Genomic DNA, 23421 nt, shown 5'->3' on the forward strand with positions numbered 1-23421 from the left:
ACATAAATATATAGATTATATAATGTTAAGCATATATATTTTAGTTGTCTGTTATTTGTTTTAATTCATTTATTCTTATTATTTTTTAAGAGCCCCAGTAATGGGGCCTTTTTATAATTGTGTTAAAGTAGAAACCCCTCAAACATAAGGAGGGGTTACATAACTAGGAAAATAGTTATTTGTGTTTAATGAGAGGAAGTTCAGGGTGTTGTTTCTGAATTTCTTCTAAATGATTTTCGCTTTTACCTTTTAAAGTTTGATCGAAAAAGCTAGTTACTAGTTTATTAATCAGTTTGTAGTTTGTGGCTACATCTTCGCCAGGTTCATTAATAATAGGTGAAAATGCTGCTAAATCTGTAAAACTAGTATGGTTTGTTTTTGGAATTACCACTGTGTACACGCCCGGTTTTTCAATAGTTTTATTTCTTAAATAGACTATTTCCAATAATTCATTTTGGATTCCGGTTGTCTTTGGATTCTCAGCCTCTTTCATAAAATGAATCGTAGCTTCAGCATTCATCAACATGAATGGTTTTTGAGGACCGTCTTTAGGCATTGGATCGCCATACAATCCACCATCCATATTAATTGCAGCTTTAATACGCGTATCCTTCACTAACATTTGTGCGGCAGTTGCTCCACCAAAAGAGTGACCGAACATTCCAATTTTGTCATAGTCAATTAAGTCTGCAATAGTTTTAAAACTTTTATCGAAATTGCCTTCTATTACTTCATTTAAAACAAAAGTAGTATCCTGTTCCCATTTTTGAACTATGGTATTTAAGGCGGTAGGTGTATATTCAATTGGTATAGAGTCTACACGGTTTCCATTAGGGAAAATCGTTGTTGCTGCATATCCTGTAAAATTAAGAGCGATTACTACATAGCCTTGACTAGCTAATTCCTCTAACTGGAATGTATTTTGTTGACCATATAATCCCATCCCATGGCCGAATAAAAGGAGGGGGAATTTTTCTTTATCTTGAAGTGGCTTAGCATTCTGATAAGAATGTGTTTTTGTCAGCCCTAAATGTGTCGTTACGATATATGGAGCACCGTTTGTTACTGCCAATTGTTCAGCCAGCTCGTTTATGTTCTCAAAATAGGCAGAAGGCTTCCCTGATCCTTTTGCGGCAGGATAGTATACTTGTATCATTAACTCACGATTTCCATGATTATTTGGTACAGTGGTTTCTTTTCGATTTGTATCAATTAAATGAAAAGCTTTCGTTCCTACTGTATATTTTCCAGTAGGCTCTGGGAGTGTTATGATCGGAAAAAGTAAAGGTAATGTAAACATTGCGATAGCAGTTACGATAATTCCTAAACCTTTTAAAACTTTCATCACTAACTTTTTAGAAACGGCTGTAGTTTTTGGTTTCAAAAAAACTTGTAATGTTAAAACGAACAATAAGAAATAGGCGGGAATCATACGCCAGTTTGCACCAATTACAATGATGGTGGCAAATAATAATGCATAATTTATTAGTAAAAGGACTCCATTTTTTTTCGTCAAACCCCGTTTGATAAAGATGGGAATGATACTAGATAAAAGTAATACAGCAACAAAAATGATTTCTAACATTTTTAGCTCCTTTCCTAATCAATATAGATATAGATTGATAATTTACAACCTTCCCAATTATATAACTATAATTGATGATTGTATGCATGTAAGTAAGTTTAGAATGTTTTTATATGACATTAAAAAAAGTACTCATACGAGTACTTTTTCTTAAATGAATTATTATTTATTTTTAAACCGTTCCCCATAAATGATAAACCATACCGATAACAAAAAATGCTAGTCCTACAAACAAAACGATTAAAGCAAGCACTCCATTTTTATTATGTTCCATAAAATTAGCTCCTTTTCATTTACTTATCTACAAAAAGCCTTTAGTCGTAATTATGGCTAAAGGCTTGGATCTTCATACTTTGTAGTTTATAAAAAAGTTGCACTTCTGTATTAATTTGGAATATGATTATTTAAAGAGAAGGTGATGAGTACATGCAGGACAAAAAACAATTCCCGCTTATATCTGGAAATCTCTCATTAGATTTAGTAAATACAGAGCTAGTTAGGCGTGGACAACGTTATGATTTATTAATAACAAATGAAGATGTATTAGAATGGCTACATGTAATAAAGGTTAGTCTTCCTTTTTGGAATGAAAAAACATTTATAAGGATTCAAGAGCGCACGAATCAAGTGACATCTATTATATTGGAAGTAAGAGAGGTACTGAGAAAACAGTTTGAGGTAATTGCTGATCAGCACGAAATTTCCAATGATTTTGTTACGTATTTAGAAACACAAATTGAGAAAGCACCATTTACATATAAAATCATTGAACAGCAGCTAGTATCTATCCCGGTTGGAGAAATCGAGGATGTACTCGCATCGTTAATTGCATTTGATGCTTTAACGTTAATAGCAGAAAATAAGCTTATTTTCCTTAAAAGGTGTTCAAATCCTGACTGTGTTTTATTATTTATAGATAAGAGTGGGAAACGAAAATGGTGTTCTATGAAAATATGTGGGAACCGGAAAAAGGTAGCAAAATTTCAGGATCGAAAATTTGAAGAAGTCTAGAGAATCAACTTATAACAGTTGATTCTTTTTTTTTCTTCTTTAACTAACCTATAAAATTAATATTTACAGGTTAGTTATGTCGAGTTATAATTGTTGGTAAATAAAGGAGGAGAATGATGGATAATATAACAGCAACTAAGCAGGAAGATCCTCAACCAATAAGTGTACGATATTTTACAAAAATGAAAGGGAAAGGAGGAAGTCCATTACAAGTAAATATAAAGGACTCTTTAACAGGACTACTAGGGGGATTTTTAACAATTATTACCTTAACATATTTAACGAGCATAACCTCTACAGAATTATTAATGGCTCCATTTGGGGCGAGTTGTGTATTAGCGTTTGGAGTTTGGAATGCGCCATTATCTCAGCCGCGTAATATTATTGGAGGACATTTGATTTCAACTTTCATTGGTCTATCAATATATCATTTGTTTGGGAATGAATATTGGACAATTGCTTTAGCAGTGGGGATGGCAATAGCCGTTATGATGTTAACGAGAACGACGCACCCTCCGGCAGGGGCCGATCCGATTATCGTTATTTTAGGGGCAAATAGTTGGAGTTATTTAGTAACACCAGTTTTAATTGGCTCCGTTGTTATTGTAGTTATTGCTTTATTCATTAATAATATGAGTAGTAAAAGAAGCTATCCAACTTTTTGGATTTAGTTTATAAAGCGAAAAACAATTTAAGTAAGTATGTCGTTTTTACTATGTTTTAATTTTTTTATAGAAAAAAGCCTTTAGTCGTAATTATGACTAAAGACTCCATGTCTCAAACTTTTTAATTTAAAGAGAAAAGACACCTTAATGCGCCTTCCTCCGACTTGAACCATCTTAATTTTAATAATATGTATTGGACTCCCATCCGAATATTATTTTACCCCTCAGAACGAAAAATTGTGCTTACTTGCAATAAAAATCTCATTTTTTCGTTTTGGGGTGTTATAAAATCTTGAAGTTGATGGGCATAGGGTGGGACCCAAAACAGTACGATTTTACTACATACTTTTTATTTATCCCACACTCTCATCTGCTAGTATTACTATTTTTTATTACTAATGTTGCCGTTTCACTCGGATGGCTAAGAGGAAAATGATGGCCATATGGAACAAAATCAACCTTACCAAGATGCGATGGAGCAGAATAGGCTCTGTCATAATCCCCCCAAATAATGTGAAGATTATACTTTGTTACTTCATTGAAATCACCTTGATCGTTTTTCAGTAGTAAACTGTTAAGCTGAACCGTAGTATTTAAAATTCTAGGAGAAGTAAAACTGTTACTTATCTTTTCAATATAATGTTCAGGGATGCTCTCCATACTTTCAAACAAACCATTACTTAATAAATAACGCTCTATCAAATTAGTAGTTGCTAATTTTAATGTCCATTTGTTCATAAATTGAGGAACATTTAGTGATTTAGCATTTTTTTTAGCAACAGGTGGCTGAAGTAAAGTGATTGCATACTTCTTATCTATGTACTCTTGTACCAATGCTTCCAGAAGAATAAACGCACCGAATGAATGGCCAATTAGATGTGCACCATTCGTAGCTTTCTCCAATAACTTTTTCACTACATTCAAATAGATATCTAGAAGATTTTTCTCTCGTTTAAAAGGAGAACGTCCCAAACCTGGAAGATCCAAGATCCATATAGGTTGACCAGTTTTTTCATGAAGCTCTTGTGCTAAAGGAAATAAATCTTCTCCATCACTCAATAAACCATGTAATAAAATAAACGGTTTACCCTCTCCTTGTAATTGGTAAAGGGTAGTGTTATCGCATAATGTTCGTTTAAATAAATGATTATGCTGGCCATTTTGATACATCATTCGATAATCCAGATCAGCTACTACGGCAGGCAAAAATTTTATTACACTCGTCTTCTTAAACCAATCTCCTCCCATAATTTTTTTCGCTGAAACATTTGGGAAATTTTGTTTTGTAATAAAATTCAATCCATCAGAAGGAATTTTTGTTATTTTACTTACTCCACTATTCATAATTGCTTTCATAAGTGGCATTGGAACAGAGATTTTTGGTGCCCTCATATTCATACTTTCCGACATAATATTTAATAATTCAGCAATGTTCTGATCGTACTGTTTGTCTTCAACAAGTGTATATGTTTGAATAGTCGGTTGCTCCAATCTGAAAACCTGCATAATAAACTTCGCAAGCTCATCGTTTGAAATAAGTGGTAACCTATATCCCTTACCTCCAGGAATCATTGGCATGAGCCCTCTTCGCATACTCATCACAAGCAAACCTAATCCTGCTATCTGCTCTGTACTCCCTGTTTTACTACTACCGACTACAGTTGGCGGATTAATTACAGAAAGCGGATAACCTACTGCGGATGCCTGCTGACGGATATAGAGATCTGCTAAAAATTTTGTTCTCTCATATGGATTTTTTATTTTTAAATAATTGTTTCCTTCTGTAAACACATCAATTGCAATCTTGCTATTTTTATCATCAAAGGGACTCATATAACCTACAACATGAATAAATTGTTGCAAGCCCTTCAATTGATGAATACTTTTAGCTAATTCACTAATATGTTTGGCGCCATTTAAAAATACGGAAGCTGCCTCTTTACTTGTCGCTTGAATATCCATGGGGCCTCCTGCGTGAATAATCACATCCGTTTTCAATACCCTCTCCTTATCTTCAGCACTTAGACCTAAATCTATTTTCGTCAAATCACCTTCAATAAAGTGCATAACTTTCTTTTTTAAGCTGCCTCTTTCTTGAAAAAGGCGTATTGCTTTACTTTTCGACCTTACTAAAAGAAGAATTTTAACATCCTCTTTGGCTAATTCTTTCACTAATTGCTTTCCAATAAAGCCTGTTCCACCAGTTAAAAATACTGTTCTCATATAAAATCCCCTTTGTAGTACTAATTAGTACTAATTTGATGTAAAAAAAAAGCTTCTTTTATCGAAGCAATTTAAAAAAATGATCTGCTGTTTTCGTGATTACAGTTGCATCTTTCAATGTTTCTGAAATAAATAACGCTCCCTCAAGATTTGTAATAAAAAGTGATGCAACCTCATCAATATGAATCGTATTTCTGAATTCTCCATTCTCTACCCCTTGTTTAAGTAATAGAGAAACTTTCTCTTGTAATCCTGTAAAAAAAAGACCTATTTTTTCTTTTATTTGCGTGGCCTGTGTAGGACTTTGAATATAAAGAGTAATAAATGGACAGCTCCCCTTATACTCTCTCGACTGAACTCCTTGTGATAATTGCTTTAAAAACAGTTGGATACGATCTTCAACTAAAAATTGGTTCTGAGAAAGTACGTTATCAATTGCAGATTGATACATTTCAATCCAATAATCAACGACCCCTTCTAATAATTGTTCCTTATTAGAAAAGTGATAATACACATTAGACTTTGAAACTTTGCTTACACGTACTAATTCATCCATACTTGTATAAGCAAACCCTTTTTCTAAAAATAATGTTGCAGCTACTTCAATCACACGTTTTTGATTCATTAATTTTACCTTTGTCATAACTAGAACTATATAGTACTAATTTAAATATTGCAAGTATTTATGTTAATTTTTAAAAAATTTCCACTAACATTGATTTTACTGCAAAAAAAATCTTATTTTGAATAAAGTTGAACTGAACCCCGAAATTGTTAATTTACTATCGTCTAATAGGGGTCACCATATACGCCCATCAACTTAAGAAAAAGAAATGCCCCCAAAACGAAAAAATGAGCAGCTTCTCAGAATAACTATCTGTAGAGAAAGAAAATTTTAATTTAGGGGGATATGAAAATATTAGCTTGATGATGATGGGGTAGTACCAACGAGTCGCTTAGAATTGTAAATCTGTCTTTTCATAATCCTACTCCATAAAGAAAAGACACCCTAAAGTGCCTTTTATCGATTTGAATTATTTATTGTATGTAGTTCATATTCGTTAGCATAAAACTCTTTTATTAGTTTTATTTCATTCGTATCTGGATTAAACTTAAATATTTTAATTTGATTAGATTCGTCTTTGTATGCAAATGTATACTCACCAACTTGGGTCATATTGCTGGTATTTAAGATAGGATCGCTACCGTGATCAGTAATTTCCACAGTTTTCTCACGATCCCAAAACGCGATGACAATAATCAAAATGATGAGGTATACACGTATGAAACGTAGTTCTCTTGCAACAGGATGTTCCATCTGTTAGTTTCCTTTACTGTTTGATAGAGTCTGTTTATAAAAGAGATAATTGCAATGAATATAAATAAAAAAGACACCGTAAAGTGTCTTTTTTATTTTAGTTATGCGCATTACTTAATAAGACGCTAGTTCCTCAGTCTGGCTATGAGTAACTATGTAGGGTAATTCTATTATAACATTTTAACCAGTAATGGGTCTATATGGAATTTTATTGATTTTCTTTTTGATTATTCAGAATGACTTACCAAGTATTTGGATGAGGAAAGCAGTGAGACAGAAGCGACTAAACTTGTTTTAGAAGAGTGTCTTCTTTTTTGTATCATTGTGAGTAAAGTGTAGAGTTATATTTCCCTTTACACGAAGATAACGGTATACTATAGTTAAGTTAAGTAAACTTAACTATAAAGCGAAACGAAATAAAAGCATGGAGGAATAACGCTATGACTAGAACTTATAAAGAAGTAATTAATGAAATGAACCGAGCTTATAATGAATTCTACATTTTACTATTTCAGGAGTTAAAAGATGAGTTCGGTCTTACAGGACAGCAAGAGAGCATGCTATTTCATATTAATTTAAATGAAAACACGACAGCAAATCACATTGCGACTACCTTTAATGTATCCAAAAGTGCCGTTAGCCAAGTTTTATCGAAATTGGAGAAACAGAAGATGATTTCAAAACAAGTAAACCCTAATAATAAAAGGGAGTATTTTCTTACACTTGGTCCAAACGGTAGTAAGTATATAGAGCGGTTGTCTGAGTTAGATGATGTATTAATTGAGAAATACTTTTCTAAAATCGATATAAATGCCCTAGAGCAAATGACAGAGACGTTAACGAAAATAAATAAAGTAATATTGGAAGAAAAGCAGAAAGATCTTGATTGTAATGAGTAAGAACTTAGATGAAGCAATTAGTAGAAAGGAGGGGAAGCATGTGATGAGTTACATACCAAATATAATTACGATAGCAAATTTTGTGTGTGGGCTTTTGGCTATTCATGCTGTTTTCGTTGACGATATGTACGGTGCAGTTATGTTCATTATTACAGGTATGGTCCTTGATTTGTTTGATGGCATGGTCGCTCGGAAACTTGATTCTGTTTCAGAAATTGGTGGAGAGTTGGACTCATTTGCGGATTTAGTTACTTTTGGTGTGGCACCATCTATTCTTGCATATAATGCCTCGTTAAAAGATTTGCAGTCTATCGGGATGATATGCGCGCTCGCTTATAGTATTTGCGGAATGCTTCGGCTTGCGAGATTTAACACACAGCAAAGCAAACTCCCGACATTTATCGGAATGCCGATTCCATTCGCGGCAATGTGTCTCCTTATTTTATGTTTTTTAAAGAATCCAGTTTCCGTGGCGTTTGGTACATGCGTACTCGCTTATTTAATGGTGAGCAAAATCAAATTCCCTCATTTTAAAAAAGATATAGCTGAAAGCTTGAAGCTTGAAAGATTGGATTGATGATACGGAACTACAATGAGAAAGATAAAGGAGAATAACATGATTCGTATGGCATTAAGATCATTCAACATACAAATGTATTGTTTGCTAGGCGTAATGTTATTGGGATGGCTCGTGACACCTTTTTCAGCCCAGTTTGTCGGGATAAGCATTGGCCTTTTGGTGAGTATGTACTGCGCCTGGATTTTAGGAAGGCGTATTGAAAAGTTCGGAGATAGCATTGTAAAAAAAGAAAAAGCACCGATGCTCGGAATGATAAATCGGTTCGCAGCGGCCATACTTGGCGCGATTATTATGTATGAAATTGAACATCATGAATTCATGTGGACATTTGCAGCTGGAATTATGGGTGGGTATTTCTTGATTATTATTAATTTGGGGTATTACAGTATGAGGGATGCGAAGGAATAGAGTGAAAACTAAGTTTAAGCATACTGTTGCCTAACAATGAATAGCGGATTATTAAGAAGAGCAATAATTAAACCCAACATAAGATTTAAGAAAAATTTTATATTTACCCCACTTTTTATTTTAAAAGTTTTTCCTATCCTATAAACAAGTTACATCAAGGAGGAGACTGAAAATGAAGAAGTGGGGATTTTATATTTTTAATATATTCCCTATATTCGAAGACAAAGTAGAAGATTAAATATATGAACAAAGTACCAGTTCTTGAACTATGTTCTAAAATAATAGATGAAAATGTAAAGTTAGGGGATTCCACATGCATACAGGAGTTTTGATGAGTTATTTATATACTTATTTTTTTACTATTATGTTTTGTATTATGTTTCAAATTGGATTTTATTTTAAAGCGAAAAGAAACATATCTATTCGGCATTTTCTATGGGTATATATTTTTCTATTCTATCTTTCGCTAGTGTATAAGGTGACGCAGATTGCGACTGTATGGAATATAAGTAGATATGAAACGTGGATTCGTGTAAATCAAATCAATTTGACTCTATTTGATACGGCGGGTAGTACTACGTATCTTTTGAACATCGTACTGTTTATGCCATTAGGTTTTTTATTGCCGACTATTTGGCCGCAGTTTAAAAAAATGAAAAACACCGTATGCGCGGGATTCTTTTTTTCATTGGCAATTGAGTTAAATCAATTACTAAATAATAGAATTACAGATATTGATGATTTATTTACGAACACCCTCGGGGCGATTATTGGGTATTTATTATATAGCGTTTTATTTAAAATGATATGTAAAAGAGATGAAAAAAAGTTTGATACGAATTCTTCTCTAGTCATAAAATACGAGGCTGTTTTTTGTTTAGTGTGTTCATTTGTAGGTGCGATGTTAATTTATTATCCAGCTTTATTTGGAAGACCTGTAATTATTCAGTGAGGTGATTAAGAATTTCTTGTTAACGCCTGTACGATATTTCAATTTGCAAAAAGCCTTTAACACGTTATAGTTAAAGGCTTTTATCATCATAATTTTTACTTACCAATTACCCACTCTAACATCCGCCTTCAACCACTTCACCCAATCCAAGTCCTCTACTTTAAGCAAACTAAGCGAAACACCCTTCATATCTAAAGAAGTCAACAGCGTACCAACCTTTACGAATGTAACTTGCAATCCTTCAAGTTCACACAAACGGCGAATGTCGTTTGCGAAAATGTATTGTTCCATTAATGGTGTCGCACCGAGTCCGTTAATAAGGATGGCGAAGTTGTCGCCTTTTCTCCAGCGATAAATGCTTTTTAGTTTGTTCATCAGTTCAATCGCTAATATTTCAGAAGAGGACAGCGATTCTTTGCGGTAACCTTTTTCACCGTGAATACCGACGCCGTAAAAGACTTCATCTTCGTTTAATGTGAATGAAGCTTGTCCTTTCACTGGATCGTTGGCAGGTGAAAGGGCGACTCCTAATGTGTGTAAGTTTTCAGTGATAGAACGGCCGAGTGCAGTCAGTTCTTCTAAAGAATGTCCTTCAAGAGCGGCTGCACCAAGTATTTTTTGAATGAAAACAGTACCAGCGACGCCGCGTCTTCTTTTATTAAAGGAAACATCATCTTCAATTGAAACGTCGTCATTTACGATGATGTGGTCAATTTTTCTTCCTTCTTCTTTAGCAATTTGCTTTGCCGCTAGAAAGTTTTCAACGTCATCTTTAAAGTTTTTAATGATGAATAAAATACTTTTATCTTTCGGCATAAGGCGAGTTGCCATTATAATTTGTTCTACTGTAGGCGGAGTGAAAATGCTGCCGTTTACGGCCGCTGTAAGCATTCCTTTTCCTACATAGCCAATATCAGCAGGCTCATGTCCGCTACCACCGCCGCTTATAATAGCGACGTCTTGCTTCATTTTTTGGATATCTTTTACATAAATGATGTTATTTGTTTCGTCGTAATTTACTTTGTCGTTATGTTCAAAATAAAAGCCATGCATCATATCTTGAACAATATTTTGTACATCATTCATAATCTTTTTCATTGCTTTTGCCACCCTTTAATTACTTTGCTGACTGCTCCAGTAATAGTAGTAATTGATTGTTTATCATATTTTTCATGAGAGAAGACATAATGGATGGATTTACTTCGCACTTGCTTTCAATCCAATCTTTTATCGTTCCAACGAAGCCGTGACTATAAAAGGAGGCAATCGTATTTTTCGTTTCAATAGAAAGAGTTAAGCCACAGTTCACGGATAGTTCATCAATAATCTTCATATATAAGTTTTTCGTGTGCTCAAATAAATAGTGATTAAACGAGTTTTGTTCAATGACTTTAAAAGCATTTCGGTAAAATTTTTGATTTTCGTAAAAGTAATCAAATAATAAATCGAAAATATTTTCCCATGTTTCATAGTCGAGAAAGTCGATAATGTTTTCCTTCGTTTCTTCTCTATAAATCCAGCTTAATAGTTCAAATTTATCTTTAAAATGATAATAAAAAGTTTGCCTACGCATTTGACAGTGTAACATAATATCGCTCACTGATATTTTATGAAACGACTCTGTTTCCATTAAATATTTCAATGAGTTCGCGATTATCTTTTTAGAAATTATAGAAGAGGTCATCTGAATCATCCCTAGAATGTTATTAATATAAAAATCCTATCTATAAATGAGAGCGGTGTCTTTAGACAGATTGTCCATTTTGTCCGTTTACTATAAAACGCTTTCATTTTAACATGAGTAGTAAGAAGAAGATTTCAAATATATCACAATATATTAAAGGAATTGAGGGAGAACTACAATGAAAAAGATTATAAACAAACCAGAAACATTAGTAATGGAAATGTGTAACGGAATGGTTATGGCTCATCCAGAGCTTGAACTTTTGAAAAAATATAAAGTGATTAAGAAGAAAGAAATGAATGAAAATAAAGTAACGTTAATTAGTGGCGGCGGTAGTGGTCATGAGCCGGCACATGCAGGATTAGTCGGAAAAGGGATGTTAGATGCGGCGGTGTGCGGAGATGTGTTTGCTTCGCCTTCACAAATTCAGGTGTATCAAGCGATTAAAGAGACAGCTAGTAAAAAAGGAACGTTATTAATTATTAAAAATTACAGCGGCGATATTATGAATTTCAAAAACGGAGCTCATTTAGCGACGGAAGATGGAATTGAAGTCGACTACGTAAAAGTGGATGATGATATTGCGGTAGAAGATAGCCTATATACAGTAGGACGCCGCGGCGTTGCGGGAGTTATTTTAGTTCATAAAATTGCCGGCGCAGCAGCGGAAGAAGGTATGGATTTAGGAGCGGTGAAAGCTGTAGCGGAAAAAGCAGCGGCTAACGTGCGCACAATCGGTTTAGCGTTAACTTCTTGTACAGTTCCAGCGAGCGGATCACCTACTTTCACACTTGCGGAAGATGAAATGGAATACGGCGTAGGTATTCACGGCGAACCAGGAATTAAGCGTGAAAAAATGCTGTCAGCAGATGAACTAGCTAACCGTATGACAAATGATCTTGTAAAAGATTTAGGAGTAAAAGATGGCGAGGAAATCGCACTTCTAGTTAACGGTTTTGGCGGAACACCACTGCAAGAACTTTACTTATTTAACAACGCAGTGACGAGAGAATTAGCTGCTAGAAACATTAAAATCAATAGAGTATTCGTCGGTAACTATATGACAAGTATCGATATGGCTGGCATGTCTTTAACAGTGATGAAGTTAGATGATGAGTTAAAAACATTACTATCAAAAGAGTGTAATACACCAGCGTTTAAAGTAGATGGGCCAGTTGAAAGTGTAGAGTACGTGAATGTGCTTGAAGAGACAGAAGAGAAGGAAGTTTCCTTTGAAATAGAAACGGCGGAAGAGCACGCTGTTATTAAGGATAATGTTATTACATTAAACAACATGATTTATCTCGTTGATAAAATGAGCGACGTTATTATTAAAAACGAAGTACCGTTCTGTGAGTTAGATACACACGCAGGTGACGGCGACTTCGGAATGAGTGTGGCAAAAGGATTTAAGCAATTAAAACGTGAGTGGCATTCTATTGTAGATCAAGAGAACGTAACGATTGGGTCATTCCTTGACGGTTGTTCAATGATTATTATGGAACATTGCGGCGGCGCATCTGGTCCAATTTGGGGTGGTGCATTCCGCGCAGCTAGCAAAGCAGCAGGAGAAAAACGTGAGCTAACAGTGAAAGAATTCGCTGAAATGTTGCAAGCAGCACTTCAAGGTATACAATCTATCGGAGAAAGATCATTTGGTAGAGGAGCGGTAGTTGGTGACAAAACACTTGTTGACGCACTTGCTCCATGTGTAGATTCTTGGTTAGATAGCGCTTCAAACGAAGAAGACATGAAAACTGCTTTTGAAAAAGGAGCAGAAGCAGCAGTTAAAGGAGCGGAGTATACGAAAGAAATCGTAGCTCGCATGGGCCGCGCCGGTACAGTTGGTGAAAGAAGCTTAGGCTATCCAGATGCAGGTGCACATGCACTTGGAGTTATCTTTACGGAGATTGCGGGTAGTTTGAGATAGAAATTAGAGAAACCCCTCTGCCTTATGGTGGAGGGGATCTTTAATTATAACCATCATTCTTCCAGTGAAAAAATTTATTTGTTAGCCAATCTAGAAGCCGCCTCTTCAACTTCTTTATACGCATTTTGTAATACTTCATGTGGATCTAGTACTGCTGTTCCTTGTGCACGAACGATTTGATAATCTTCAATACCTAGGAAATTAAACATTGCTTTTAAATATTTATGAGAGTATTCCACTTCTGTATACCAATCATCATTTGTATAAATTCCTCCACTTGCTTGTATAACAAGCATTCTTCTTCCATCTTTAAGTAATCCGACTGATCCAGTTTCAGTATATTTAAATGTTTCACGTGCAATCATGATATTGTCCATGTAATCTTTTAACTTTGATGGAATATTAAAGTTGTGCAAAGGTAATACGATAACATACGTATTTGCACTTTTAAATTGTTGTAAAATCTCGGACATACGCTCTGTTACTTTTTGTTCTTCATCAGTTAACTTTTGTCCATTTCCTTGCTTTTCCCATGCGCTTAAAACAGTTTTATCTATCATTGGTACTACATTATCGTATAAATTAATCTGTTCAATCGTTTCATTATTAGGAATTAATTCTTTATAAGATACTAAAAAGTGGTTAAGAACCTTAATGCTGACTGATGATGGATCATCCACTTTCGGATGTGCGTTTATGATAAGTGTTTTGTTCATTTGTATTTCCCCTTTTTAAAAGTTTTTACGTTTATATTAAAGACCAAGTTAATCGACGATTAACTTGGTCTTTAATATAAACTCTGAAATTATTTTTGTCAAATGAAATACATACTATTCTAAAAGAGCTTTTTTTATTTGACTAAAATTCTAAATGGTCCTAAGATACAATTTGATAACCCTTAAAATAAAAAGCAGGTGATTTGTATATGCAATATAGTGTTGGGGTTGAATATGCCTTGCATTGCCTAGTTTATTTAATTAATACTCCTTCCAAGGAAAGTGTTGGAATAAAAGATTTGGCAGAGTTTCAAGGACTTTCTGAAACATTTCTTTCAAAAGTTTTCGGTAAATTATCTAAAGCTGATATTGTGAATTCTGTCCCAGGTGTAAAGGGAGGATATAGGTTAGCTAAGTCTCCAGAAGATATTTCTTTTTGGGATGTAATAGAAGCCGTCGAAGGCCCAAAACCTATTTTTCAATGTAAAAATATTGTACAGAATGGTGTACTATATCGGGATGAGGCTTGTAATTCTTGTGAACCTAGCAATTCTTCTTGTACAATTAACTTAGTAATGCTTGAAGCAGAAGAACACATGCGTGAGTTTCTTCGCAAAAAGACTCTTGCATGGTTAGATAAAGAACTTGACATTGCTTTACCTGAAAAGATAAGGGTAGATACTCGTGAATATTTCAAACAAAAAAACTCTAACTAAATCGCCATGACGAATTAGTTAGAGTTTTTTTGTTTTTTTATATTAATTCCATCATGTGAGTACTTCATCACAAATTCCTTCTTTAAATATCACATTTAATTAACTCATAAAGTTTCAAATTGATTAACATTAAAATTCTAAAAAATACAATTTTATTTTCGTAAAAAGTAAATGAATTTATGTGTTCAGATATTTTAAATATAGTGAAAATTACCTTTGAAAAAGGAGCAGAGTATACGAAAGAAGCTTAGGATATCCAGATGCAGGTGCACTTGCACTTGCACTTGGGGTTATCTTTACGGAGATTACGGGTAGTTTGAAATAGGAATTAGAAAGTCCCTCTGCCTTAGGGCGGAGGGACTTTTATATATTATTCATTTGTATCTATATCAAATTTTCCGGTACTTTTTGCTTATTTGAGAGATTTCTTCAATCAAATTGTATTTTAGACTTAGTTTTTTTGTGATTGCAGCTTATCAATTTTCCAGTATGTTTGTAGAGGGTCTAAAGAGCTTTCAATATAAAACATATATTCATCTACGGTACCTGGTGCTTCAAAAGCTATTTTCAATTCTACCGTTTCATTTGGTTTAACTTGTATATCAGAAGGGTTTTGATCAAGCACCTTTCCTTTATAGATCTTTCCGTCTTTTTCATCTTTTAAGTTATATTTTAATTCTGATAGTCCAATCGTTTGACCTCGTACATTTTTTACAGAGACATTAACCATGACGGAATCGTTGCTAGCATTTAAATATGCACTTTGAACAGCGACCAAGTAATAGCCTCCCTTAACACTCTCGCCAACTAATAAAATACCTTGTTCCAAGCGGCTCATATCTTCCTTTTCTTCAAAGTTTATTAATTCTTCATTTACATTTTTTGCGCTTGGTTCTTCTATTGGAGCATTTTCAACGGCACTATCTGTTTTATCTTGTGTGCAAGCAGCCGTAACACTGACTAATACTAGAATGAAAGTAAGTAATATAGATAATTTTCTCATAAAATTTATCTGTCTCCTTAAGTTTCTCAATTTTGTGCAGCTATACATATAAGATTAACATAATGTCTCATTATTGGCACAAAATAGGGGTGGGTTAGACATCTTATTCTTTTTAATTTTAATATACATTCGATTGGTTCTCGCGATATTTGTTAATCTTTTAAAACATTAGCTTAGTAATACCGAGGGTTATTATAGATATATTAATCATATAATTTGTCCATATCAAAATGAACGTTTTTTGCATCTAATATATTGTAAATATATTTTATTTTGAAAGGATGTGATTATATGGCTCATAAATCTACTGGGGTGTTTCGAGTTCCAGTTTCTGAAAATGGGATTATTCCAACTGCTCTCAACATTATGTTAAACAATGATTCACGCTGCCATACTAGTAATGTAACGGTAACTGTTAAGAGAAGCCGAAACACTTTTTTCCCAACTCAAAATGAATTAGTTGAAATCTCTCGTACTTTTGTTTCTTTAGAACCAAACAGAACAACTAAGATTGTGTTGTTTACTCCAGAATTTCAAGTAGAAGATTTCCTTGATGTCATCATTAGTGGAAATAAAGAGGATGTTAAGGATGTTCTTGTATATTCTTTCTTAGCAGATTCAGTAGGGCATAATCTGCCATCTACTGTTTTCAGAAATGCAGAATACACTTTTGCTTGCTGACACCGTGATGATGTATTCTTTACGGTCGTATATCTGAATTGAAATGTTAAATAGGAGTTGATTTAACATTTATCCCGTATTAACGGGCTGCCCGTAAATGCAGCAGGCGAAAAACGTGAGCTAACAGTGAAAGAGTTCGCTGAAATGTAGCAAGCAGCACTTCAAGGCATACAATCTATCGGTGAAAGATCGTTCGGTAGAGGAGCGGTAGTTGGTGAAAAAACGCTTGTTGACGCACTTGGGGTTATCTTTACGGAGATTGCGAGTAGTTTGAAATAGAAATAAGAAGATCCCTTCTACCTTAAGGTGGAAGGGATCTTCTTATTATTGTTTTTTGATATATATTGCTAAATATGTTCCAATAATTAATTCTATTGTATTGAGAATAATATCAGCTACATCAAAAAAACGACTTATAAAAGGAACTAGTATTTGAGGTGGGTTTATTAACGAATTTTATATATAGCATGAATGAAAATGGGATAAATAAAACAATGTTTCCTATTATGTTTTTAAGAATTAATTGAGTAGGTACTTGTAAAAATAAAGAAAAGATACCAAAAGGAGCATTCTGCCGACTTAAATTATTTTAATATTATCGTTCTAAGTTTAAAAGCTATAGGGATTTTTTCTGTGGGATTTGTAAGTAGTTTTTACGAAATTATGAGTGTTTTTTATTTTGTAATTCAATAAGTTCATCTGGTAGCATTTTTGTATAATATTCTTTTTCTGTTAGTTCAAATATAAATAATGCTTTTTTCCAGTTATAAATAACATCTTCTACATTATGTTGTTTAATTTTTAATAAAAACTGACCTTTTAAATAGAAGAGTTCACCTAATAGGTATAACGTATTTAGATTAATTGCTAATTTGATGCCCTTATCAATGTATTTTATTGCCTCTTCATGTTGATATGTGAAGTCCAAAGATTTTGCTAAATTTAACATGATTTTCAACTTAATTTCTTTATCTCTAGGAAAATCTAACTTATTAAAATTACTTAAACATCTTTTTAATATATTAATACTTTTTTCATATTCTTTATTTTCCGCATAAAATATAGCCATTGTTTGCATAATATCTATTTCTCTTTCTGATAAAAAATCAGAATTAGTTAAAGTCAGTTTTAATGCATTATTTAAAAAATCTAAAGCAGTTTTTAATGATTTATCCACTATAAATATAGCAATTGCTTCATGCCATATTAGAAATTGTTTCTCTTCTTTTGTTTGAAAATTATTTAAGTTTTTCTCTTTTTTCACTATTTCATAAAGTTCTTTATATTGTTTTTGCTTTAAGCAATCTTTTATTACGTATTTTACATTTTCTACATATTTTAATCTTTTATTTTGAGTTAGTGCAAATATATTATTTGGATCAATACCAAGTCTTTCTGATAATTGATATAGCAATATACTAGATGGATAAATCATACCTTTTTCAATCTTGCTAATTTGACTTTGTGAACATATTCCATGACATAATTCGGATTGTGATATATTTTTTTTGATTCTAAGTTCTTTAATGGTAATACCCAAATCGTTAAATTCCATTCTTCCACCTACTATTTAGCACTTTCACTTTATTAATATAAGAATATTCCCTAACCTTAATGTAATGTAAAATTAATATAGTTGCAATTATTGTTTTAAAGGAATAAGATGCTGAGACTTTTATATGTACAAAAAAGATACCTTAAGGTATCCTCGCAATTGATATATGAGACTATAGTTTTCCAATCAGAAAAAATTTTGGATCAGCCCATTAATGATATATCGTGATATTTAGTTTATTTAGTATGGATTTTTACAAACCTTCCTAATCCCTCTATTTTCCATTTGATAAAATAAAATCCTAATATTACCAATAATTAAATAAATATTTCTACATATTCAAGATATTTACATAAATTACAAAAGTGATACATTTAAGTTGTAAGTTATAAAAACTATTAAAGGGGGATTTATTATGTTCAAGAAATTAGTAGTAGGGCTATTGGCAACAGGTATTGCATTAACAGGAGGAATTGGGGCAGCTTCAGCTGATACGCAAAAAGCTGTGAGCTCTCCGAAACAAGCAACATGCTCAATTCCTTATGAGTATTCTAACGGTAAGTTCAAAAGAACTCTTTATTACTCAAATGGAGTATATGCTAATAGTTTTAATGAAAATGTTTGTGGCGGGACGATTACGTGGTATTTAAAACATGTTCAAAATGGAGTTGCTTTTTACGAAGGTAATTTAAAATAGTAGATTTTTTGAACCTCATTTATTGAGGTTCTTTTATTTTTAGTTTTTAAACTGATTTTCTATAAAAAAGACACCCTAAGGTGCCTTCTTGCGATTTGATCCATCGTAATATGGTATTGGATGCCAATCCAATTATTATTTTACCACATTAAATAGTTGCGGTTATTGAGAAACAATAAAACTCTTTATTTGAATGAAAAAAGCCCTAGGGGGACTAGGACTTTTTTCTAGAATGAATATGATTTAAAAAAGGACTTATATAACGTAACATATGAATGTTTCGTAAATGTATCAAAAAAGTGAACAAAATAGTTAATTTAAATAAAAAATATTTCCTTGTATTAAGCAGCTAGCAAAGGCTAACTGCTTAATACAAGGAGATACAGAGAAGACTAAATGGATTCTGGCATACAGCCTATCAACATTATGGACATAATATTGAGTTTTATTCAAAGGAATTCATGTTTTATAAATTAGATTATGATAGTTGATATTCTCCATATTGACCAGAAAAGAATTAAAAATTCTAGTGAAATTCCAAGTGTTCGTTTCCTAGTTTTTTGAAATTCTTTTATTAAATAGCCAACAGCACTAATTGCTATAAGAATGAAAAGAATAAGTTCGAGTGTAACTGGCATTTTATCTACTCCTAATACAATAATTTATTATATAAAGATTATAAGATATTTTTATGGCTAGTGGTGAAAAATTCAATAGAACTATTTCTAAATGGATGAAATGTTTCAACAGACCAATCAAAGGTTAATACAACAAGTGTTATACAATATACGCATGGAGGGCCATCGGGCTGAAGAAATATTGGAGAATAAAGAGTTGTTAGATTAAAGGATTATTACCGAAGAAGAGTTCGAAGTGTAGAAAAAGTAATTATTAGGTATATAGATGAAACGCTCAGATGAGCGTTTTTTTATTTGTATATTCGCAAGTAAAACAACATAATATCACTATGAATCCTTATAACAATATGAATTTTTGCATATTTTAAAATTCGATATATCCCTCAAAAACTTTTAATTGTATAATATATTTTGTCATATTTTTAGATTTTTCGACATAAACCAACAAAAATAGAGAACATATTGGGAGAAGAAATTATGTACACAAAACTATTAAAATCAATTACATCACTATCACTTATTGGTGGTGCGTTGTTATATACAAATGGCAGCGATGTAAAAGCTGCTGAAGTGGGTGTTTTTTCTGATGTGCCGACATCACATTGGTCATATCCTGCGATTAAAGATTTAGCGAGTAAAAATATTATTTCCGGTTATGGAAATGGGATATTTGGTTTTGGAGATGTTGCGACAAGGGAGCAAGTTGCGGCTTTAATTTATCGAGTGTTAGTACCGAATAAACAAGGCGGTTCGTTTAGTAATGATGGAACTCGTTACGTATTAAAGGATGGGTCTACGTTTAAAAATCCTTACGGTGATATTAATCAAAGTTCTACAATGTTTCCAGAAGAGGTATTAACTTTAACGAATTTAGGAGTTTTTAAAGGTGATGAAAATGGCCAATTTAGACCGAAAGCTTCTGTGAGTCGTGCGGAAATGGCACAAATTCTTACAAATGCTTTCCATCTTGCGGCAAAACAAAAACATACCTTTAAGGATGTTCCAAATCCATTTTGGGCAGAAAACGCAATTAGTGCAGTGCAGTCAAATGGAATCGCAGATGGCACAGGGAACGGGAATTTTGAACCGTATGGCACAGTAACACGTGAACAGTATGCGCAGTTTTTATATAAAACTTTGAAGTATAAAAATGCTGATGTGAAAGACACAGGAGATGCGGCATTATTAACAGCTTTTAAAGAGGAAGTACAAAAGCGTATTAATACATACGAGACAAATATTACACTTCCATATAAAACGAAAAACAATAATACAAACGAAGTGATGAATACACTTTTTAACGCATATAAAGAAGTTGCAAGTAAAAATGAGTATACAAATAATAATAGATCGAATGTTTCATATGGACTTTCTGGATCACCTGGAAATTATACATTTACACTTAAGATTACATATCGTGAAACGAAAGAACAGACGGAATATGTCATGAAACAAGCGAAAGCAATCGTTTCTTCTATTACTCAAGTTGGAATGGATGATCACGAAAAAGTGAAGGCGATTCATGATTACGTAGTAAAACATGTTTCTTATGATACGTCTTATAAAGCTTACACAGCATATGAAGCACTAGTAAATCGTTCTGCGGTTTGCCAAGGTTACGCACTATTAACTTATCAATTATTAAAAGAAGCAGGAATTGAAAATCATTTCGTGACAGGAACTGGGGACGGACAACCTCATGCTTGGAATTTAGTGAAAATCGAAAACAAATGGTATCACCTTGATACAACATTCGATGATCCGGTTCCAGATGAACAGGGCCGCGTAACGTATTCGTATTTCAATTTATCAGATGAACAAATCGCAAGAAATCATGAGTGGAACCGCGGAGACTATCCGCAAGCTACAACAAATTATTATAGTACACTGACAAACAAAATTGCGGCAGGTAGTACGAAAACGCCTGCATATCAGCAAATATTAAAAGATACAAAGTTAAACTATTTAGGAAATGAATATATTGCAAATAACTATACCGAATTAAAAAATAAAATGCAGCAGCGCTATAGTGCAAAACCAGAGAAAATTGAAGTGCTGTACAAGCAATCAATGAATGGTGCACTGCAAGATGTGAAAAAGGCAATTGGCGAAATTGATTATCCGCAAGGGGCAAATCGAGTTTCTTATAAAGCGGAGCCTTACAATGCGAAAGAAGGGTATTCTTTAGTGACAATTACGTTTACGTATTAAGAATGAGAAAAAAGCATCTGTTTCAGATGCTTTTTTTTATTATATTGATTCGACAAAATATGACAGGTGAAAACGAATTGGTCTGTTATGATAATTTTTGAAATTTTACATTTTGGAGGATTAATCATGAATAAAAAGAAGATTTTCGCTGCGTTAATAGGAATTGTAGCCTTATTTATAATTATTAATGTAGTTGTTACGAAAGAGAAAACGACATCAACCAGTGAAAAAATGTACTCTGAGAAAGAATATAATAAATTAGTAGATGAACATTTTGAAGAGACGCAAAAGTTGAAAAGTGATATGAGTGTGTTAGAAACTGAAAAAAAATCTCTTGATGAGCAAGTGAAGAAGTTAAAAGATGAGTTAGCGAAAAAAGAGCAACAAGTAGCGCAGCAGCCGGTTCAACAAGAACAACCAAAGCAGGAACCACAACAACCGGCACCAGCGCAACAGCCGGAAAAGAAAGAAGAGCCAAAACCAGAACAACCTACTGGAGCATTCGAAAATCCAATGAAAAGCATAAACAAAACAGAGGCAATGAATAAAGTAAAAGAAAAGGCGAAGAAAGACTTCCAAGATGATTATATGACACAAAACTTTGTTGCGGAGGAACAATCAAAAGCATTTGATTTCTTAAACAGTATTGAAATTAAATCACAAGAAGAATTAAATGTAATGAAGAATGCATTGAAAGATTTTTCTAACGACTTTATGACCGCGAAGTTTGTTTATGAAGAGCAAATGAAGGCGAAGAATAAGCAAGGATAAAACAAAAACGCTATCTTTTAAAAAGGTAGCGTTTTTGTTTTGGGTTATAAAGTTATTCCTACATTTGACATATACAGTTTGACTGTATAAAATGAAACTATTCAGTTGAACTATATAGTTTAGCTATATACTTATCGTTACATTGGAGGTCTTTATGAATAGAGATAAAAATTTACCATTAACGGAAACAACGTATTACGTTCTTTTAGCTTTATTAGAGCCAGCTCATGGATATTTAATTATGCAAAAGGTGGAGGAACTGAGTAATCATCAAGTGAAAATCGCAGCGGGTACATTGTATGGTGCGGTTGAAAATTTATTAAAACAAGGGTTAATAGAATCGGTAAAAAGCGAAGATAAACGAAGAAAAGTGTATGTCATTACGGAACGCGGGAAAGAAGTATTGCATTTAGACTTTATGAGAATGCAGCACATTATTGCGGTTACAAAAAGTTTATTACACGTATAGTTAGGGGGAAACGATGATGTGGAGATTGAAATTCTTTTTAGACTTTGAGAAAGAGGAAAAATGGTTAGAGGAGATGGCTTGGAAAGGCTATCAACTAGAAAGCAATACATTTGGTTATACATTTAGATATACAGAACCGGAAGATGCGACGATTAAAATAGACCATAGAGTATTTAGTAGAAAAAGTGATTTTATTAATTACTGCACATTATTTGAAGATAGTGGCTGGGAGCATATAGCTGGTAATAGGTGGTCAGGTACGCAATATTTTAAAAAGGTAGATGAAGAAAGTGAAGATGACATTTTTTCAGATCCAATGTCACGAGCAGGGAAGTATAAGCGTCTATCTAAAACATTTTTAGAATTAGCGATCTGTTATTTGCCGATATTATTTTTATTTATGTATAGTAATACAATGAATTTAGGAGCCTTTGTAAATCCGAAAGAACTATACTTGACGCCAGGATTATGGGATAAGCAAGGTGTATCATTTCTATGGTCATTCTTATTTGAAATGCCATTTGCATTAATGAGAGGACTTTTTTTGACATTTATCCCCGTTGTGACATGTATGTATTTCGTTTGCTCGTATAAAGCAAATCGGTTGTATGAAGAGAGAAGGTGATAGGATGGATCCCCTTAAAGTAGATACTTTGGGGGTTTTTTTATGTATAAATAGGTTGTTTGGTAATTGTTAACATTAATTCCT

General features: G+C 33.2%; 23 protein-coding genes and 1 pseudogene. 15 read left to right on the plus strand and 9 right to left on the minus strand.

Annotation, left to right across the window (positions count from 1 at the left end; translation table 11 throughout):
- Positions 1 to 175: 175 nt before the first annotated feature.
- Positions 176 to 1585: an alpha/beta hydrolase family protein gene (locus AC0ONG_RS03585; RefSeq protein WP_000889698.1), complete on the minus strand. Its 1410-nt coding sequence runs from the start codon at positions 1583 to 1585 to the stop codon at positions 176 to 178.
- A 426-nt stretch (positions 1586 to 2011) separates the two neighbouring features.
- On the opposite strand from AC0ONG_RS03585, the gene AC0ONG_RS03590 reads away from it, so the two are divergent.
- Together AC0ONG_RS03590 and AC0ONG_RS03595 are read left to right on the plus strand one after the other, a co-directional pair.
- On the plus strand, positions 2012 to 2596 hold the full coding sequence (locus AC0ONG_RS03590) for a CGNR zinc finger domain-containing protein (protein ID WP_001152933.1): 585 nt from the start codon (positions 2012 to 2014) through the stop codon (positions 2594 to 2596).
- Positions 2597 to 2712: 116 nt separating this feature from the next.
- Positions 2713 to 3267 carry an HPP family protein gene (locus AC0ONG_RS03595; protein ID WP_016078010.1) on the plus strand — a complete coding sequence of 185 codons (555 nt, stop codon included), beginning with the start codon at positions 2713 to 2715 and terminating at the stop codon, positions 3265 to 3267.
- Between the two features lie 360 nt (positions 3268 to 3627).
- Here the strand turns inward: AC0ONG_RS03595 and AC0ONG_RS03600 are convergent, their stop codons facing one another.
- From AC0ONG_RS03600 to AC0ONG_RS03610, 3 genes are all read right to left on the minus strand, one after another.
- The gene (locus AC0ONG_RS03600) at positions 3628 to 5484 is read right to left on the minus strand and encodes an alpha/beta fold hydrolase (RefSeq protein ID WP_001261153.1); all 1857 of its coding nucleotides are present in this window, start codon (positions 5482 to 5484) and stop codon (positions 3628 to 3630) included.
- A 58-nt stretch (positions 5485 to 5542) separates the two neighbouring features.
- The gene (locus tag AC0ONG_RS03605; protein ID WP_001072305.1) at positions 5543 to 6109 is read right to left on the minus strand and encodes a TetR/AcrR family transcriptional regulator; all 567 of its coding nucleotides are present in this window, start codon (positions 6107 to 6109) and stop codon (positions 5543 to 5545) included.
- A 396-nt stretch (positions 6110 to 6505) separates the two neighbouring features.
- Positions 6506 to 6802 carry a YmzC family protein gene (locus AC0ONG_RS03610; protein WP_000400974.1) on the minus strand — a complete coding sequence of 99 codons (297 nt, stop codon included), beginning with the start codon at positions 6800 to 6802 and terminating at the stop codon, positions 6506 to 6508.
- Positions 6803 to 7242: 440 nt separating this feature from the next.
- Here AC0ONG_RS03610 and AC0ONG_RS03615 point away from each other — a divergent pair, with 440 nt between their 5' ends.
- The 4 genes from AC0ONG_RS03615 (at position 7243) to AC0ONG_RS03630 (ending at position 9641) form a co-directional block, all read left to right on the plus strand.
- Entirely contained in the window at positions 7243 to 7701 is a 459-nt protein-coding gene (locus AC0ONG_RS03615) for a MarR family winged helix-turn-helix transcriptional regulator (protein WP_000198943.1), read from the plus strand.
- Positions 7694 to 8278, plus strand: coding sequence for a CDP-diacylglycerol--serine O-phosphatidyltransferase (gene pssA, locus AC0ONG_RS03620; protein WP_136996874.1), 585 nt, complete (start codon positions 7694 to 7696; stop codon positions 8276 to 8278). Before AC0ONG_RS03615 ends, pssA begins: the two co-directional genes overlap by 8 nt.
- Positions 8279 to 8317: 39 nt before the next feature.
- On the plus strand, positions 8318 to 8689 hold the full coding sequence (locus AC0ONG_RS03625; protein ID WP_000620605.1) for an ATP synthase subunit I: 372 nt from the start codon (positions 8318 to 8320) through the stop codon (positions 8687 to 8689).
- Between the two features lie 313 nt (positions 8690 to 9002).
- The gene (locus AC0ONG_RS03630) at positions 9003 to 9641 is read left to right on the plus strand and encodes a VanZ family protein (protein ID WP_033668904.1); all 639 of its coding nucleotides are present in this window, start codon (positions 9003 to 9005) and stop codon (positions 9639 to 9641) included.
- A 99-nt stretch (positions 9642 to 9740) separates the two neighbouring features.
- Here the strand turns inward: AC0ONG_RS03630 and dhaQ are convergent, their stop codons facing one another.
- Together dhaQ and dhaS are read right to left on the minus strand one after the other, a co-directional pair.
- The gene (gene dhaQ, locus AC0ONG_RS03635; RefSeq protein WP_016078008.1) at positions 9741 to 10739 is read right to left on the minus strand and encodes a DhaKLM operon coactivator DhaQ; all 999 of its coding nucleotides are present in this window, start codon (positions 10737 to 10739) and stop codon (positions 9741 to 9743) included.
- Between the two features lie 19 nt (positions 10740 to 10758).
- Complete coding sequence (gene dhaS, locus AC0ONG_RS03640; protein ID WP_000204218.1) at positions 10759 to 11325, minus strand: dihydroxyacetone kinase transcriptional activator DhaS; 567 nt, start codon at positions 11323 to 11325, stop codon at positions 10759 to 10761.
- Positions 11326 to 11503: 178 nt separating this feature from the next.
- Here dhaS and dhaK point away from each other — a divergent pair, with 178 nt between their 5' ends.
- Positions 11504 to 13255, plus strand: a complete 1752-nt coding sequence (gene dhaK, locus AC0ONG_RS03645; protein ID WP_000720763.1) for a dihydroxyacetone kinase subunit DhaK — start codon at positions 11504 to 11506, stop codon at positions 13253 to 13255.
- A 74-nt stretch (positions 13256 to 13329) separates the two neighbouring features.
- On the opposite strand, the gene AC0ONG_RS03650 is transcribed toward dhaK, so the two are convergent.
- Positions 13330 to 13971 (minus strand): FMN-dependent NADH-azoreductase, encoded by a 642-nt coding sequence (locus AC0ONG_RS03650; RefSeq protein WP_016078007.1) that lies wholly within the window; start codon positions 13969 to 13971, stop codon positions 13330 to 13332.
- Between the two features lie 209 nt (positions 13972 to 14180).
- On the opposite strand from AC0ONG_RS03650, the gene AC0ONG_RS03655 reads away from it, so the two are divergent.
- Positions 14181 to 14687 (plus strand): RrF2 family transcriptional regulator, encoded by a 507-nt coding sequence (locus AC0ONG_RS03655; RefSeq protein WP_001200339.1) that lies wholly within the window; start codon positions 14181 to 14183, stop codon positions 14685 to 14687.
- A gap of 232 nt (positions 14688 to 14919) precedes the next feature.
- A pseudogene (locus tag AC0ONG_RS03660) lies at positions 14920 to 15012 on the plus strand (DAK2 domain-containing protein); the annotation flags it as partial.
- Positions 15013 to 15138: 126 nt separating this feature from the next.
- On the opposite strand, the gene AC0ONG_RS03665 reads toward AC0ONG_RS03660, so the two are convergent.
- Complete coding sequence (locus tag AC0ONG_RS03665) at positions 15139 to 15690, minus strand: DUF4352 domain-containing protein (protein ID WP_016078006.1); 552 nt, start codon at positions 15688 to 15690, stop codon at positions 15139 to 15141.
- Positions 15691 to 15981: 291 nt separating this feature from the next.
- On the opposite strand from AC0ONG_RS03665, the gene AC0ONG_RS03670 reads away from it, so the two are divergent.
- On the plus strand, positions 15982 to 16371 hold the full coding sequence (locus AC0ONG_RS03670; RefSeq protein ID WP_000940662.1) for a hypothetical protein: 390 nt from the start codon (positions 15982 to 15984) through the stop codon (positions 16369 to 16371).
- A gap of 661 nt (positions 16372 to 17032) precedes the next feature.
- Here AC0ONG_RS03670 and AC0ONG_RS03675 read toward each other — a convergent pair.
- On the minus strand, positions 17033 to 17926 hold the full coding sequence (locus tag AC0ONG_RS03675) for a helix-turn-helix domain-containing protein (protein ID WP_086398423.1): 894 nt from the start codon (positions 17924 to 17926) through the stop codon (positions 17033 to 17035).
- A gap of 415 nt (positions 17927 to 18341) precedes the next feature.
- Between AC0ONG_RS03675 and AC0ONG_RS03680 the strand changes: the two genes are divergently transcribed.
- The 5 genes from AC0ONG_RS03680 to AC0ONG_RS03700 all read left to right on the plus strand — a co-directional run bounded on the left by AC0ONG_RS03680 (position 18342) and on the right by AC0ONG_RS03700 (position 23337).
- Entirely contained in the window at positions 18342 to 18623 is a 282-nt protein-coding gene (locus AC0ONG_RS03680; protein WP_000473837.1) for an LCI fold-containing protein, read from the plus strand.
- Positions 18624 to 19738: 1115 nt separating this feature from the next.
- A complete protein-coding gene (locus tag AC0ONG_RS03685; protein WP_000288184.1) occupies positions 19739 to 21472 on the plus strand; it encodes an S-layer homology domain-containing protein in 1734 nt (577 codons plus the stop codon).
- A 126-nt stretch (positions 21473 to 21598) separates the two neighbouring features.
- On the plus strand, positions 21599 to 22243 hold the full coding sequence (locus AC0ONG_RS03690) for a hypothetical protein (protein WP_001035204.1): 645 nt from the start codon (positions 21599 to 21601) through the stop codon (positions 22241 to 22243).
- A gap of 154 nt (positions 22244 to 22397) precedes the next feature.
- A complete protein-coding gene (locus AC0ONG_RS03695; protein WP_001078063.1) occupies positions 22398 to 22712 on the plus strand; it encodes a PadR family transcriptional regulator in 315 nt (104 codons plus the stop codon).
- Positions 22713 to 22725: 13 nt separating this feature from the next.
- Complete coding sequence (locus tag AC0ONG_RS03700; RefSeq protein WP_136997468.1) at positions 22726 to 23337, plus strand: DUF2812 domain-containing protein; 612 nt, start codon at positions 22726 to 22728, stop codon at positions 23335 to 23337.
- Positions 23338 to 23421: the final 84 nt, after the last annotated feature.

Source organism: Bacillus sp. TCT6, from assembly GCF_056033845.1.

Bases quoted from the DNA above. Each gene is read 5' to 3' on its own strand.
- AC0ONG_RS03585 (WP_000889698.1), bottom strand. From the start codon at position 1,585: ATGTTAGAAATCATTTTTGTTGCTGTATTACTTTTATCTAGTATCATT.
- AC0ONG_RS03590 (WP_001152933.1), top strand. From the start codon at position 2,012: ATGCAGGACAAAAAACAATTCCCGCTTATATCTGGAAATCTCTCATTA.
- AC0ONG_RS03595 (WP_016078010.1), top strand. From the start codon at position 2,713: ATGGATAATATAACAGCAACTAAGCAGGAAGATCCTCAACCAATAAGT.
- AC0ONG_RS03600 (WP_001261153.1), bottom strand. From the start codon at position 5,484: ATGAGAACAGTATTTTTAACTGGTGGAACAGGCTTTATTGGAAAGCAA.
- AC0ONG_RS03605 (WP_001072305.1), bottom strand. From the start codon at position 6,109: ATGAATCAAAAACGTGTGATTGAAGTAGCTGCAACATTATTTTTAGAA.
- AC0ONG_RS03610 (WP_000400974.1), bottom strand. From the start codon at position 6,802: ATGGAACATCCTGTTGCAAGAGAACTACGTTTCATACGTGTATACCTC.
- AC0ONG_RS03615 (WP_000198943.1), top strand. From the start codon at position 7,243: ATGACTAGAACTTATAAAGAAGTAATTAATGAAATGAACCGAGCTTAT.
- pssA (WP_136996874.1), top strand. From the start codon at position 7,694: ATGAGTAAGAACTTAGATGAAGCAATTAGTAGAAAGGAGGGGAAGCAT.
- AC0ONG_RS03625 (WP_000620605.1), top strand. From the start codon at position 8,318: ATGATTCGTATGGCATTAAGATCATTCAACATACAAATGTATTGTTTG.
- AC0ONG_RS03630 (WP_033668904.1), top strand. From the start codon at position 9,003: ATGCATACAGGAGTTTTGATGAGTTATTTATATACTTATTTTTTTACT.
- dhaQ (WP_016078008.1), bottom strand. From the start codon at position 10,739: ATGAAAAAGATTATGAATGATGTACAAAATATTGTTCAAGATATGATG.
- dhaS (WP_000204218.1), bottom strand. From the start codon at position 11,325: ATGACCTCTTCTATAATTTCTAAAAAGATAATCGCGAACTCATTGAAA.
- dhaK (WP_000720763.1), top strand. From the start codon at position 11,504: ATGAAAAAGATTATAAACAAACCAGAAACATTAGTAATGGAAATGTGT.
- AC0ONG_RS03650 (WP_016078007.1), bottom strand. From the start codon at position 13,971: ATGAACAAAACACTTATCATAAACGCACATCCGAAAGTGGATGATCCA.
- AC0ONG_RS03655 (WP_001200339.1), top strand. From the start codon at position 14,181: ATGCAATATAGTGTTGGGGTTGAATATGCCTTGCATTGCCTAGTTTAT.
- AC0ONG_RS03665 (WP_016078006.1), bottom strand. From the start codon at position 15,690: ATGAGAAAATTATCTATATTACTTACTTTCATTCTAGTATTAGTCAGT.
- AC0ONG_RS03670 (WP_000940662.1), top strand. From the start codon at position 15,982: ATGGCTCATAAATCTACTGGGGTGTTTCGAGTTCCAGTTTCTGAAAAT.
- AC0ONG_RS03675 (WP_086398423.1), bottom strand. From the start codon at position 17,926: ATGGAATTTAACGATTTGGGTATTACCATTAAAGAACTTAGAATCAAA.
- AC0ONG_RS03680 (WP_000473837.1), top strand. From the start codon at position 18,342: ATGTTCAAGAAATTAGTAGTAGGGCTATTGGCAACAGGTATTGCATTA.
- AC0ONG_RS03685 (WP_000288184.1), top strand. From the start codon at position 19,739: ATGTACACAAAACTATTAAAATCAATTACATCACTATCACTTATTGGT.
- AC0ONG_RS03690 (WP_001035204.1), top strand. From the start codon at position 21,599: ATGAATAAAAAGAAGATTTTCGCTGCGTTAATAGGAATTGTAGCCTTA.
- AC0ONG_RS03695 (WP_001078063.1), top strand. From the start codon at position 22,398: ATGAATAGAGATAAAAATTTACCATTAACGGAAACAACGTATTACGTT.
- AC0ONG_RS03700 (WP_136997468.1), top strand. From the start codon at position 22,726: ATGATGTGGAGATTGAAATTCTTTTTAGACTTTGAGAAAGAGGAAAAA.